This window comes from Psychrobacter sp. NPDC064578 (genome assembly GCF_044901245.1).
Taxonomy (GTDB): domain Bacteria; phylum Pseudomonadota; class Gammaproteobacteria; order Pseudomonadales; family Moraxellaceae; genus Psychrobacter; species Psychrobacter cibarius_C.
This window is the reverse complement of the sequence record NZ_JBJDPI010000007.1, coordinates 95,037-108,450: the sequence shown is the minus strand read 5'-3', so window position 1 is coordinate 108,450 and position 13,414 is coordinate 95,037. Positions and strand designations below refer to the sequence as shown.

Annotated in this window: 12 protein-coding genes; 5 read left to right on the top strand and 7 right to left on the bottom strand. The window is 43.6% G+C overall.

From position 1 onward, the window contains the following. Positions 1-53 precede the first annotated feature (53 nt). From ACI2JM_RS09770 to ACI2JM_RS09760, 3 genes are all read left to right on the top strand, one after another. Positions 54-947 (top strand): DNA/RNA non-specific endonuclease, encoded by an 894-nt coding sequence (locus ACI2JM_RS09770; RefSeq protein ID WP_404643839.1) that lies wholly within the window; start codon positions 54-56, stop codon positions 945-947. 87 nt (positions 948-1,034) lie between these two features. Beyond that, positions 1,035-1,298, top strand: coding sequence for a hypothetical protein (locus ACI2JM_RS09765; RefSeq protein ID WP_404643837.1), 264 nt, complete (start codon positions 1,035-1,037; stop codon positions 1,296-1,298). Between the two features lie 257 nt (positions 1,299-1,555). Then, positions 1,556-1,939, top strand: coding sequence for a DUF2147 domain-containing protein (locus ACI2JM_RS09760; RefSeq protein ID WP_045445845.1), 384 nt, complete (start codon positions 1,556-1,558; stop codon positions 1,937-1,939). A 111-nt stretch (positions 1,940-2,050) separates the two neighbouring features. Here ACI2JM_RS09760 and ACI2JM_RS09755 read toward each other — a convergent pair whose 3' ends face one another. From ACI2JM_RS09755 to ACI2JM_RS09740, 4 genes are all read right to left on the bottom strand, one after another. Continuing rightward, entirely contained in the window at positions 2,051-3,313 is a 1,263-nt protein-coding gene (locus ACI2JM_RS09755) for an ammonium transporter (RefSeq protein WP_045452414.1), read from the bottom strand. Positions 3,314-3,388: 75 nt separating this feature from the next. Next, the gene (locus tag ACI2JM_RS09750) at positions 3,389-3,727 is read right to left on the bottom strand and encodes a P-II family nitrogen regulator (RefSeq protein WP_010197981.1); all 339 of its coding nucleotides are present in this window, start codon (positions 3,725-3,727) and stop codon (positions 3,389-3,391) included. A 455-nt stretch (positions 3,728-4,182) separates the two neighbouring features. After that, positions 4,183-5,037: a universal stress protein gene (locus ACI2JM_RS09745; RefSeq protein ID WP_045445851.1), complete on the bottom strand. Its 855-nt coding sequence runs from the start codon at positions 5,035-5,037 to the stop codon at positions 4,183-4,185. A gap of 174 nt (positions 5,038-5,211) precedes the next feature. Then, positions 5,212-6,711, bottom strand: a complete 1,500-nt coding sequence (locus ACI2JM_RS09740; protein WP_045445854.1) for a SulP family inorganic anion transporter — start codon at positions 6,709-6,711, stop codon at positions 5,212-5,214. A gap of 661 nt (positions 6,712-7,372) precedes the next feature. Here ACI2JM_RS09740 and murD point away from each other — a divergent pair. Then, positions 7,373-8,809, top strand: coding sequence for a UDP-N-acetylmuramoyl-L-alanine--D-glutamate ligase (gene murD, locus ACI2JM_RS09735; protein ID WP_404643833.1), 1,437 nt, complete (start codon positions 7,373-7,375; stop codon positions 8,807-8,809). A 317-nt stretch (positions 8,810-9,126) separates the two neighbouring features. Further along, positions 9,127-10,323 carry a putative lipid II flippase FtsW gene (gene ftsW, locus ACI2JM_RS09730; RefSeq protein ID WP_226950337.1) on the top strand — a complete coding sequence of 399 codons (1,197 nt, stop codon included), beginning with the start codon at positions 9,127-9,129 and terminating at the stop codon, positions 10,321-10,323. A 92-nt stretch (positions 10,324-10,415) separates the two neighbouring features. On the opposite strand, the gene gluQRS is transcribed toward ftsW, so the two are convergent. The 3 genes from gluQRS to ACI2JM_RS09715 all read right to left on the bottom strand — a co-directional run bounded on the left by gluQRS (position 10,416) and on the right by ACI2JM_RS09715 (position 13,381). Further along, a complete protein-coding gene (gluQRS, locus tag ACI2JM_RS09725) occupies positions 10,416-11,357 on the bottom strand; it encodes a tRNA glutamyl-Q(34) synthetase GluQRS (protein ID WP_404643831.1) in 942 nt (313 codons plus the stop codon). Between the two features lie 247 nt (positions 11,358-11,604). Next, positions 11,605-12,042, bottom strand: a complete 438-nt coding sequence (dksA, locus tag ACI2JM_RS09720; protein WP_045445865.1) for an RNA polymerase-binding protein DksA — start codon at positions 12,040-12,042, stop codon at positions 11,605-11,607. A gap of 493 nt (positions 12,043-12,535) precedes the next feature. After that, positions 12,536-13,381, bottom strand: coding sequence for a metallophosphoesterase (locus ACI2JM_RS09715; RefSeq protein ID WP_201599676.1), 846 nt, complete (start codon positions 13,379-13,381; stop codon positions 12,536-12,538). Between the last annotated feature and the right edge of the window lie 33 nt (positions 13,382-13,414).

Genomic DNA, 13,414 nt, shown 5'->3' with positions numbered 1-13,414 from the left:
CGCCTGCTACGATAGCGTATACGTAATGACAAGCATAGATGGTTGAAAGTTGAATGATAAGTTTCGGTAGGCTCAATGCCCGTTTGAAAAACAGTATTACAATGACCGTGATGGCGGTGGTCGTAAGTATAACTTCAGCGCATGCTGATGACTTTACCCAGTGTAGCGAGTCCTTTTATGGCAGTGTCTATCCTGAGTTTATTAATACCAAGCTAAGCAACAAAACCCAAGCTTTATGCATGGATGGTTTTGCCGTTATGTATTCTGGCGTGTCACGTACACCGCTTTGGTCGGCAGAATATTTGGATCGCAAGCGTTTACAACAAGCAAAAGAAATCGATCGTGAAGACAGCTTTCATGAAGAAAGTAGGTTACCAAAATCCGCACGCGCCTCATTGTCCGACTATTCAGGCTCTGGCTATGATCGCGGGCATTTAGCGCCCAATGCCGATATGGCGAATCGCAGTCAACAATATGATAGCTTTAGCCTTGCCAATATCGCCCCGCAGTCACCGCGCAACAATCGCTATATCTGGCGTAATATCGAATCAGCCACTCGCTATTTGACCCAGCAATATGGAGAGGTTTATAGCATTACAGGAGTAGCCTTTACTGGCAAAACAACCAAGCAACTGGCAGATCGTGTACTGGTGCCCAGTCATTTTTTTAAAGCCGTCTACATACCAGCGATTAATCAAGCAGGGGTCTATTATGCACCCAATGATGAGTCAGAGCGCATAGAGGTTATTAGTGTTGATGAACTCTCGACCAGGATTGGTATCGATGTGTTGCCCGTCTTGGATGCCAAAACTAAAACACAGGCATTTGATCTGCCATTAAAGGCGGGTGAAAGCTCCGAGTTGCCCGATGAGCCAACAGAAGAGCCGGCTTGGGTGCTGTTTGTTTGGGCGATTCTTGAGTGGGTAATCGCCCAATTGCAAGCATAATGCCTTTATGACACGAGTCTATATATAATAAAAGGTACAAAAAATCCAAAAATTACGCAAGATATTGTTAATAAAAAGGAGAATCAAATGATTGATCCATTTGCCAATGACCACCAAAGCATGCAAATTGGTGAGCTTATCATCGAGAACCAAACAGATAAAATTATTATATATGGCGATATTGATTTGACTCTTGATGCTACTGGATATGAGCAAGCACAACAGTTACATGAACTAACAAGCAAGATTCTTCACGCATTTGAAAATAATTCCATTTACAATAATAGTCAGCATAAGTCAAAAGAAAAAGATGACCGGTTGGATAAAAATATTGACAATCCTTTTTTGTAACTATTTGATATAGTTCAATTTTTATAGAAATAATAAACTATAAAAAAATTACTAGGCAAAAGCTTAAAATTGCTTATAATGAGTCAAGACATCGCTTATGTCGTATAAAATTTTGATGAGCAGTTTTTTTAGATGCGCTAACCACTCCCAAAGAGTAGAAAGTCGCATGGCTGTTAATAGGGATTTTAGCGAAGGATAAGCCTAGGAGATCAGAAACATAACGTTTCGAGTAATCATTGTATGAAGGGAATCAGTCTATGAAATTATTTACCAAAACCACTCTAGCTGTTGCAGGTATCAGTTTAGCAAGCATGGCATTCGCCGCTGATCCTTTGGCCAATACCACGTGGCAGACATTTGATGAAGGTAAGCCAAAAGGTACCGTAAAGATTACTGAGTCAAACGGTGTACTAACAGGTACGCTTATCGCTACCAACTCAGCCAAAGGCAAAAAGCACGTTGGTACGACCATTATTAAAGGTTTAAAGTCTGATGGTGGTGGCAAATATAGTGGTGGTACGATCACTGATCCTGAAAAAGGCAAAGACTATCGTATGACCGCAAACTTGAGTGGCAACACCTTAAATCTAAAAGGTTATATCGGTCCATTCTCACGCAGTCAAACGTGGAAAAAGAAATAAACCTATCTTTTATTTTTAATATTAGACCTAATATTTATAAATAAAAATCCCGCAATACCTTTTGGTAATGCGGGATTTTTAGTACATATATTTTAATATTGGCTTCAGAGCTTATCTCACAAATTCTGGATATGCTTCCATACCACACTCTGCTATATCCGCACCTTCATACTCATCTTCTTCAGAGATACGCAGACCAATCACTAATTTGATAACCGCCCAAGTGATTAAGCTGGCGATGAATACCCAAGTAAAGATAGTGGCTGCACCAGCAATCTGACCTACGAACGATGCTGCCGGATTGGTAATTGGTACGATAAGTAGACCGAACAGACCGACTACACCATGAACTGAGATAGCACCCACTGGATCATCTATTTTTATTTTATCCAATGCTAAGATAGATAGCACAACGATAACGCCAGCGATCAAACCAAACAGTGTTGCTTGTAATGCAGATGGGGTTGAGGGTTCTGCTGTGATAGCGACTAATCCTGCGAGTGCACCATTTAAGAGCATGGTTAAGTCAGCTTTGCCAAAGATGATGCGTGCTATTATTAAAGCACCAATTGCACCGCCTGCCGCTGCTGCATTGGTATTCAAAAACACCATAGCAACCGAGTTAGCACTGGCAATATCACCCAGTTTTAGCACCGAGCCGCCATTGAAACCGAACCAACCCATCCAGAGAATAAGTGTTCCAAGCGCTGCCAGTGGTAAGTTAGCACCTGGAATGGCGCGTATTTCACCATTAGGGCCATACTTGCCTTTACGTGCACCTAATAATAATACCCCTGCTAATGCAGCCGCAGCACCCGCCATATGGACGATACCAGAACCTGCAAAATCAGAAAAACCCATGTCGCCTAAATTGAACATACCAAATACATCATTGCCACCCCACGTCCAGCTACCCTCTAATGGATAAATGACACCAGTCATCACCACAGCAAATAATAAGAACGACCACAGCTTCATGCGCTCAGCTACCGCTCCTGAAACGATCGACATACAGGTTGCAACAAATACCACTTGGAAGAAAAAATCAGACGCAGCGGAGTAAACAGAATCACCGTCAAAGCCGTTTTCAGCGGAGGCTGCTAGGGCATCTGCTACCAGCGTTTCATTACCCGCGATACCGCTCAAGAATAAGTTGCCACCATACATAATGGCATAGCCGCATATCATGTACATGGTACAAGCGGTGGCAAAAAGTGCGATATTTTTGGTTAAAATCTCAACGGTGTTTTTTGAGCGGACGAGTCCAGCTTCTAACATGGTGAAGCCTGCTGCCATCCACATGACGAGCGCCCCGCACATTAAAAAGTAAAACGTATCAAGTGCGTACTGGAGCTCGAAGATTTGATTTTGCATGTTAATTCCCCCTTGAATTGATGCAATACAGCTATCGGTATGATCTATAAATCTGTGTCTATATGGCCTTGCGCGTTAGATAGCGTCAGGGCCTGTCTCGCCCGTACGAATACGAATAACTTGCTCGAGTGCAGTGACAAAGATTTTGCCGTCACCAATCTTGCCCGTGCTAGCGATGCGAGTGATGGCTTCGATAGCAGGTTCGACCATCTCATCAATAACAGCCACTTCGACTTTTACTTTAGGTAAGAAGTCCACCACGTATTCTGCGCCGCGATAGAGTTCTGTGTGACCTTTTTGGCGACCGAAACCTTTGACTTCAGTAACAGTGACACCTTTAACACCGATGTCAGAAAGCGCTTCACGTACATCATCGAGCTTAAACGGTTTTAAGATCGCAGTGATTAGCTTCATAAAATATTCCTTATTTGTGTGATGCCGCAGGTTGATCGAAGCATTGTGGTGCATCGTATCGCTGCCATGCTTACTATTAGTCATTCAAGAACTGTGCCAATTTACTCAAGGGGGATAGGTAAGATTGGATTTGTTTGTTCAAAAACAGCCATAGTTATGGCAAAAAATACTGGTTATGCTGCAATGGTATAAACCATCGTTATGAGCATAGAGAATGCGAATTAACCTTTAGCGTTGAACTGACGAAAACTTTATTATAACCAACTTTTTAGGTGCTTGGGGAGACCATCCAACTATTTCCTGTGATGATTTGCTAACCTAGTTTGGTATATGAAACGAATCACTTGAGGATAAAGTAGAGAAAATTGTGTGATACGGTAAGCGGCAGAGCTTAACATGGATGTATAGGCTCTGCGCTCAAAGAGAGAGGAGTGGCTGTGTAGATCGGCTAAAGCCTATACCTTTGGGAAGAGTAGGTAGGGGGTTTTGGTGCTACCGAGCAGCTTTTTTGTGTCGCTACCTTTTAGAAGTTCACGCAGACGAGATTGGCCAAAGGCACCGGTCATCAGCATACCGATATCATTCTCATTTTGATAATAATTCAAAGCCGAAGTGACATCACGGCAGTCCAGCAAGGCTTTTTTAGACTTGATGCCTGCTTGTTTGAGCCGGGCATAAGCTTCGCGTAGCGCATCGCAATTTTCAGAGTTTTCTTTACCGACCATCACGATATGAACGGTTAATGCGCGCACCAGTGAGGTTTTGCAGAGCCAATTGAGCAATTTATGTGAAGTAGGACTGTTGTCAAAAGCAAATAACGCGGTCGTAGGGGGCAAAAATGGTGCATGAGTCACCAAAATGGGGCAGTGGCTGACTCTAATTAACTGGCTCAATGTCGATTTGCAGGTGACATTGTGACCTATAACGATCAATTGTGCTTTGTCATCGACGTAATCGATACTTTCATTGAGGTGTTCATGGCGATGCAGGGTATAGGTTTTTAGTTTTTGTCGCTGCTGCTCGCAATAGGTGGTGGCTTGATGGAGCAAAAGCTTGCCTTGGGCTTTTAGCTCACAATTACTCAAGTGCTCCTTGGTGGTGAATTGCTCAAGCAGCATGTTTTCATCATCGATATTTAGGCAGCCTGAATAATTCACCGCCGCTTTTTGCTGCAAGCTCGGTACAGAATGCAACAGTCCAACAGGTGCTTGTAGACGAGTCGCGGCCCACATGCTGGCTTCTAACACTGCTTGCACGTGGTCTGGGCAGTCCAAGCAGGCAATCACACTATCTGGTTTCAAATTACTCATAAGACCACCACATTATTCCAATATTAAAAAGACAGAATAAAAAGACAGCTGCTTAGCTCAAGGGTGGGGCGATAATGCTTATGCCCAACCCTTTGCACCAATGCAGCTGTTTATTCAACTGTTTATTTATGAGCGGTTAATCAATATTAGCTCAATAAATAGACGTGGCTTTGTTTAATCCAATAAGCCAATATCTCGGCGATCGTGGATAGAGAAGCGATCAATCAGTGTTCGGCTCGCATTATTGAGTCCCACCACTTTGACATCAATGCCCTCACGTTGCAAGCGCATGACCAGTTTGTCCAAGGTGTCTACGGCACTGACATCCCAAAAATGCGCTTGGCTGACATCAATTTGAATACTGTCCAAAGCTTCTTTGGTATCGAAGCTGTTTAAGAACTGAGTCGTAGAAGCAAAGAATACTTGTCCTTGCACATAATAATAACGGGTATTAGTACTCTCATCATATTCGCTAAATACCGTTAAGAATTGACCAATTTTATTGGCAAACGCCAGCGCTGATAGCAGCACGCCCACGCCCACGCCATAAGCTAGGTTGTGCGTAAATACTGTGGTCAAAACAGTCGCTAGCATGACAATATTAAATGACATCGGATGCGTTTTAAATTCGCGAATAGACTGCCAGTTAAAAGTACCAATGGAGACCATAATCATCACAGCGACCAGTGCCGCCATTGGAATTTGACTGACCCATTCACTTAAAAACACTACCATAATGAGCAGTACGATACCTGCCATCAAAGTGGACAGACGCGTACGTCCGCCAGATTTGACGTTGATCATAGATTGACCAATCATGGCACAGCCTGCCATGCCACCGAAGAAACCTGATACGACGTTGGCAATCCCTTGACCGCGACACTCGCGGTTTTTATCGCTTGGCGTATCTGTCAAATCATCGACGATAGTCGCTGTCATCATCGATTCTAATAAACCAACGATGGCAAGTGCGATAGAGTAAGGCGCGATGATCAGTAAAGTATTTAGGTTTAATGGAATGTCAGGTAATAAGAACATCGGTAATGAATCAGGCAAATCGCCCATACTGCCGACATTACGAATATCAAGATTCATATACATGGCGACAGCGGTCAAACCAACGATACAGATCAGCGGTGACGGAATCACGCGACCGATTTTAGGAATCAGCGGAAACAAGTAGATAATCGCTAAGCCCGCCGCTGTCATGATATAAACCGTCATGCCAACGCGTTCAGTCATTGGGTTAAGCTCAGGTAGCTGGGCGGCAAAGATTAATATCGCGAGCGCATTGACGAAGCCAATGACTACCGAGCGCGACACAAAGCGCATCAAATTACCGAGCTTTAGAATACCCATTATAATCTGAATCCCACCGCACAATAAGGTGGCAGCTAGCAAATACTGCAAACCATGCTCGGCGACTAAGTCAACCATCACCAGTGCCATTGCCCCAGTTGCTGCCGAAATCATGCCTGGACGACCACCGACGAAACTGATCACGACCGCGATACAAAATGAGGCATACAAGCCGACTTTTGGATCAACACCCGCGATAATAGAAAAGGCAATGGCTTCAGGAATCAGCGCTAAGGCAACAACCAAACCGGATAAAACGTCGCCGCGAACATTGGAAAACCACTCGTCACGTAAGTTATCAATAAAAGATGTCATAAGTAAACTGCATAGGGTTAGAGGCAAAAAAGTAATCATTACTCATTCATAAAATGATCGCGTCGCTATAAAAGTAGCTATTCATCTTTCTTTTACGGCAACATGTGCTGTGTCATATTGCGGTATTGAGTTATTAAAGGTCAGTAATAAGTAGGTCTACTGATTTACTTACTGGTATCACTAATACGCTCACCAATAATTGATACGATGATAAATTCAGTGAGATTACCTAAAAAAATAGTTAAAATAAGGTGCTTAAAGCAGGGCGTTTATAAGAGCACCTACAATAACGAATAGCGTCAGCAATGATATGCTGCGGTAGAGGGTAATAAATAATCTATCAAATAAAAATAGCCGCTCGACATGACCCGTCTATAGTAGTAACTTTGCCAAACAGAAGTGACAATAGCGTGCTAACTGTGACAACATGCTAAACTAAAATGCTTGGGTAAATACCCAGTCACTTACAGATTAAGGCAACTATTATAGCATTAGCCACTTAATATAAAAACAGGCGCATAATAGCACATCGTCATAAAAAACCAGTACCGAAATCTGAACGATACCGTTATGATGCGTCTCATCTTGACGGCATCATTTTGCTTCTTTATATACTAGTTTTGTTTGATGCCATTTTGCTCGTCCAATAGAAGGAATAAATATGACCACCAACGCTGCAACAGACGCCTTACTTCATAAAGGCAGTGGTCTACAAGTCGTGGTCGGTTTGGGACAATCTGGATTATCAGTTGCGTGCTATTTGGCCAATCAAGGCTATCAGGTTGCTGTCACTGATGCTCAGGCGACACCTAGCTTAGCAGATCAACTGCCCGCTGAGATTAGTATTCGCCAATTTGGGGCGATTGACGCCGAGCTCTTGCAGCAAGCGGCACGTATTATTATAAGCCCCGGTATCTCACTTGCTACCGAAGCCGTCGCCGCTGCCCGCCAAGCGAATATTCCCGTGGTTAGTGACATTCAGCTATTTTGTGAGGCTTGTACCGTACCGATAGTGGCGATTACTGGCTCTAATGCTAAGAGCACCGTGACCACTTTGGTCGGGCAAATGGCCGCGGATGCTGGTGTCAATGTCGGTGTCGGCGGTAATATTGGCGTGCCAGCGCTGACCTTGCTTGATAATACTGATATGGAACTGGCGGTACTTGAGCTGTCGAGTTTTCAGTTAGAGACGGTGACCAATTTGGGCGCGCAAGTGGCGACGGTTCTAAATATGTCACCTGACCATCTAGATCGCCACGGTGATATGCTGGGCTATCATCAAGCCAAGCATCGTATCTTTCAGGGTGCTAAGTCCGTGGTTATCAATCGCGAAGACGCATTGACGCGCCCGCTCGTGGCTGATAATTTGCCCAGAGTGAGTACCGGTATACATGCTCCTGATAAAGGTCAATATGGTCTTATTACTACTCCTGAAGGCCAGATTTATCTTGCCCACGGTACAGAAAAACTACTGTCGGCAGATAAACTGTTGATTAAAGGTCGTCATAATCTGCTCAATGCACAGGCAGCCTTAGCGTTAGGCGAACTTGCTGGTTTGCCATTAGGCAGTATGTTGAATACCTTACAGCAGTTCACTGGACTTGAGCATCGTTGCCAGTATGTGGCAAATGCTGCAGACATTGACTATTTCAATGATTCAAAAGGCACCAATATCGGCTCAACGATGGCAGCTATCGAAGGGCTGGGCGCAGTCTATGCGCCAAAGGACGGTAAACTACTATTGATTTTGGGTGGACAAGGTAAGGCTCAACAGTTTGGTGAATTGACGCCGTTTATCAATCAGTATGTTAGCCAAGTACTATTCATTGGTGAAGATGCGCCGCTGATCGAACAGCATCTGCGAGCAGCTAAGATAAGCGCCGATGTGGCGTTACATCAATGCCAAACTTTAGAAAATGCCTTTACAACCATTCAACAAGTCACGACAAGCAGCCTATCGCAAGTGCAAGCGGTGCTATTGTCACCTGCTTGTGCCAGCTTTGATCAATATAGTGGCTACGCAGCTCGCGGTGAGCATTTCAGTCAGTTGGTTGGTCAATTAGCAACTGAGTCGTCAGATATGATGACTGCGGAATAAAAGGTTTGGTGATTTAAGCCTTTGCATGATAAGTGCTTAGCGAATCTCAGCATTTAATAAAGAACTCATGTATTTAATAAAGAAGAAGAGCAATGCAATAGGATTGCCCTGAATTGACTTTTACGACGCGCGCGCATTTTCTGTATAAATGATTGTTTTGCTTATAGATTGCTGCTACTGTCAATCATAGCCAGTCAGCAACATGAATGGTCAGCTTATTTGCTTAGTAATCTGTCTGGTACTGTCTATTTTCTATTTTTTAAACGGTGGCGTTTAATAGACGCCGTGTTTTTTCGTTCGTTAGTGTATATAAAATTATGGCGCTCTCTTCTCTTTTTCGTTCCTCGTCCCAACCGAAGCAAGCATCTGGCTCAGATGGTATTCTTTCTATGCCGTCAGCACGCGCCATTCTCCTATCGAGTGTTGGCTGTATGTTGGTGCTCAGTTTATTGATGGTGGCTTCCGCATCTATTCCTTTTGCGCTCAGTCGCGGCATGACAGAGCTGCACTTTTTCAAAAACCAGCTGCTGTATATGATGATCGGTTTGACGGTCGCTACGGTTTCTTATTACAGCGTGTCTCTGCGAACACTATATAAGACTGAAACCCAATTTATCTTATTGGGTATCACTGGCATGCTGCTAGTGGCAACCCTATTTAGTACGCCTATTAACGGCTCCAAGCGTTGGCTGAACCTAGGGGTATTTAATTTTCAGGTGGCAGAGTTGGCCAAGTTGGTGATGATTGTCTTTGTCTCTGATTTTGTGGTGCGTCGCTCTTTTGAAGTTCGTAACGGCTTAGACGGTTTTTTACGGATTATGTTGGTGGTGGCACTCATCACCATGCTGCTATTGTCACAGCCAGATTTTGGTTCTTTTGTCGTTATTTTAGGTACCATCTTTGCAATTTTTTATATTGCTGGTGCGCCTTACAAGCACTTTTTAGCACTGGGCGCGGCTGCCATCGGTGGTGCGGTATTGATGGTGACGACAGCGCAGTACCGATTGGTACGTGTGATGTCATTTATGGATCCGTTTGATGATGTGCAAGACACGGATTATCAGCTGGCACGCAGTTTGATTGCCTTTGGTCGTGGACAATTTACAGGCGTTGGTTATGGTGAGAGCGTACAGAAACTGTCGCATTTGCCTGAGGCACATACTGATTTTCTACTAGCCATTACAGGGGAAGAGTTAGGCTTTGTTGGGGTTACTATGGTACTGGTGCTCGAAGCGCTGATTATCGGTAGCGCGATGCGTATCAGTTATAACGCGCTCAAACGTCGGCAGATGCGTATGAGTTATACCGCCTTTGGTATCGGTGTGGTGTTCATAGCACAAACAATTATCAATGCGGCGATGAATATGGGCGCGATTCCAACCAAAGGATTGACCATGCCATTCTTCAGTTATGGCGGCTCTTCGATGTTGATTAGTTTGGTGATGGTTGCATTATTGCTAAAAATTTATAAAGAAAGCCCTGAAATCGAAAAAAGCCAATGCCGTTATTATTGATAGGTTGAGCATTAGTGATAGGCTCGATGCATCATGACTGGCATTATCCAAAGAAGCGTCGCTAAATAGTGGCGCTTTTTGCTAGCTGATTCTTATTCATTGGGCATATTTAACTGTTGCTTGCCTTGTATCGGCGTACTGTCCCATTGAGCAATGGCTTGCTTTAACATACGAGTAGGTGTGTCTCTATCAACGGCTGGTTGCTGTAATAGTTGTAAAGCATCGGCGATAAGTTTACTTGGATCTCGTGTATCAATGGGTTGTGCTAGGTTTTGCTTGGAGAGTTTTTGTCCATCAGCATGACATATCAGTGGCAAGTGATACCAGTGATCGATGGCAGGTAAGCGTGCGGCATCCATGATGCTGATTTGCGCTGTCGTCATGGGTAGGATATCTAGACCGCGCATAATATGTGTCACTTGTTGCAGTCCATCATCAAGGCTGGCAGCCAAAATATAATTGATCATACCATCTTGGCGACGCACCACCATATCACCCAATGTCTGCTGAGGATTATCCCACTGCAATCCTTGAATACCATCGTTAAAACCAATCTTATAATTCGGTAGCTGTATGCGTAGCTTATGTTGCTCTCTATCAAGGTCAGCGCTGACACAGCAACGTGGATAACGTTTCCTGTTTGGTTGCAATGGGTTAGCATCATAAACTGGGCTCAGCTCTTCTTGCGCCCAGTATTGCTCTAAATCTTTACGCGAGCACTGACAACCATAAGTGAGCGGATGCAGGGCTGAGTGTAGATAATCATTATAAATATCAATACGCTCAGATTGATAAATGATATCACCGTCCCAGTACAATCCAAGCGCTTCCAAATCAATCAAGATTTGCTCAGTAAATTGCTGATCACAGCGTTCGGTATCAGTGTCTTCAATACGCAGTAGCCATTTACCACCAATGGATTTTATATGGCAAAAGCTGGCAAGCGCGGTCGTCAATGAGCCAAGATGCAGTTCACCAGTCGGTGAGGGAGCAAAACGACCAATCGGCTGTACTGGTATGATTGGAGTGGGCATAGGAATAAGGTTAGTTTTCAAAGTAGGAAATTATCGGTAAAAAAGGTAGAAGATAGAATAATAAATATATCCGTAAAAAGATATTTGTGAAATGAGTCTGTTTTGTTAGCAAATCAATATAAGCAAGCTTAAAGCTCTGCATCAGCCATGATTCATTGACTAAAAACCATCCAGCTAAAACGCAATAAGCGACCATGTTATGGTCGCTTATGCTTACATTCTACTATTGAGATGAATCGTAATTCGTTTAAGCGCCTTGATTTTGGCGTTCTTTAATCTCAGACAGGGTTTTACAATCGATACACTGGGTAGCTGTTGGGCGCGCTTCGAGACGACGCAGACCAATCTCTACGCCACAAGTTTCACAAAAACCATAATCATCATTTTCAATTTCTGACATAGATTTATCAATTTTGCGAATGAGCTTACGTTCACGGTCACGCGTACGCAATGCGAGGGCAAACTCTTCTTCTTGGGTGGCGCGATCATTGATATCTGGCATAGCACTGGACTCGTCTTGGATATAAGTCTTGGTGCGATCCGCTTCGCCAATCAGTTGGCTCTTCCAATCCAATAATATAGCCTTAAAGTGCTCTAACTGCGCATCAGACATGTACTCTTCGTCTTTGGCAGGCACATAAGGAGTAAACTTAGCTTCACTTGGATTCGTGGTCAGGGTGCTCATATGGGTATCCTACTTTTTTCAAATTAATTCAATAAAACGACGTATCAAAAGACAAGACGCTATCAATGTCATAAACGCTATAATTTGTCCCTTTATAAAACGTTTTACCACTTGGTAACACAAGTAACACAGCGGATCTAATAGTACAGTTATCTTGATATGCTTAAAGCAATCTATCAATGGTCAGGTATATGGTTATGCATATTTTTATTTAAATAGCGTTGTCTTAATAATGCGACAAATCACTGACTGTGAAGACTTAGCTGTGATCGATTTAGCCATCCTAGCTATTATAATTCTACCTAATACCAGATACTAGGCAGTCCTCATTTCGTTTTATACGTTGTATCATTGTTTCTGACAATAATGAAGTCATTTTTCATCATCATGTCGTTTTTACCGTGCCAGTCATTGTATTCTGAACTCAGAAATGTCAGTCAATAGCTTGAGATATAAGGGCTTACATCAGTATGGGTGCCAATAAATCTGGGCGTTAAGTATCCAGTCTTTCTACCCAGCTTGCAACCTTTCCATTGTTGGCTAATTGCAACCAACGGTAACCAGGCGGGACGCTTTTATCATAGGAAAAATCATTCTCATAAGGCTTGAACTGGTAGCAAGTAGATGGCGTACTATAGACCGTGACACCTTGACGATGGCGAACCTGCTCTTGGTGCGTATGACCACTGATAATGACCTTGAGATGGTCAAATCCTAACAGATGCTGCCAAAAGGCCTCACTATTCTCTGCCATATGCGTGTCAATCCAGTCAGAGTCTACGGGAATGACATGATGATGTAGAGCAATCAGCGCAGGCTTATCACAAGCATCGAGTCTCTCGCATAACCAGTCAATATCGGTAGGCGTTATCTCGCCCGCGACTTTACCCGTGATGGATGAGTCTAATAACAACAGCTGCCAACGATCAGTCTCAATGACATGCCGGCTTAGCAAGCGCGGGTCAGCAGGTTGAGCAATCAGTTCGCGCTCAAAGAATGGCAAGTCACTGCCTATCTCATCCGTCACATCATGATTGCCTGCGATACAAGCAAAAGGAATATTGGTGGCTTGCAATACCTCAAAAATATGATCGTAAATAGCGGGTTTTACTTCATTGACTAAGTCGCCAGTCACGATAATCAAATCGCAGCGAATGTCGCTACTCAATGCTTGCTGTAGTACTGTTTCAAAGCATTGCTGACAGACAGTGGCTTCGCTATTGTTAGTATCGCCATCAACACTAGAAGAAACGGGCGTTGATAAATGCAAATCTGTGATTTGTAGTATGTTTACCTGTTCATCTGGTGTGCTAATTTTATTAACAGGGTAGCTTAGCATTGGGTCAGTCCCTCATCGTATCGAAACAAGTGA

Excerpts from the sequence above, each read along its gene's own strand:
- ACI2JM_RS09770 (WP_404643839.1), top strand. The coding sequence starts at position 54 with ATGATAAGTTTCGGTAGGCTCAATGCCCGTTTGAAAAACAGTATTACA.
- ACI2JM_RS09765 (WP_404643837.1), top strand. The coding sequence starts at position 1,035 with ATGATTGATCCATTTGCCAATGACCACCAAAGCATGCAAATTGGTGAG.
- ACI2JM_RS09760 (WP_045445845.1), top strand. The coding sequence starts at position 1,556 with ATGAAATTATTTACCAAAACCACTCTAGCTGTTGCAGGTATCAGTTTA.
- ACI2JM_RS09755 (WP_045452414.1), bottom strand. The coding sequence starts at position 3,313 with ATGCAAAATCAAATCTTCGAGCTCCAGTACGCACTTGATACGTTTTAC.
- ACI2JM_RS09750 (WP_010197981.1), bottom strand. The coding sequence starts at position 3,727 with ATGAAGCTAATCACTGCGATCTTAAAACCGTTTAAGCTCGATGATGTA.
- ACI2JM_RS09745 (WP_045445851.1), bottom strand. The coding sequence starts at position 5,037 with ATGAGTAATTTGAAACCAGATAGTGTGATTGCCTGCTTGGACTGCCCA.
- ACI2JM_RS09740 (WP_045445854.1), bottom strand. The coding sequence starts at position 6,711 with ATGACATCTTTTATTGATAACTTACGTGACGAGTGGTTTTCCAATGTT.
- murD (WP_404643833.1), top strand. The coding sequence starts at position 7,373 with ATGACCACCAACGCTGCAACAGACGCCTTACTTCATAAAGGCAGTGGT.
- ftsW (WP_226950337.1), top strand. The coding sequence starts at position 9,127 with ATGGCGCTCTCTTCTCTTTTTCGTTCCTCGTCCCAACCGAAGCAAGCA.
- gluQRS (WP_404643831.1), bottom strand. The coding sequence starts at position 11,357 with ATGCCCACTCCAATCATACCAGTACAGCCGATTGGTCGTTTTGCTCCC.
- dksA (WP_045445865.1), bottom strand. The coding sequence starts at position 12,042 with ATGAGCACCCTGACCACGAATCCAAGTGAAGCTAAGTTTACTCCTTAT.
- ACI2JM_RS09715 (WP_201599676.1), bottom strand. The coding sequence starts at position 13,381 with ATGCTAAGCTACCCTGTTAATAAAATTAGCACACCAGATGAACAGGTA.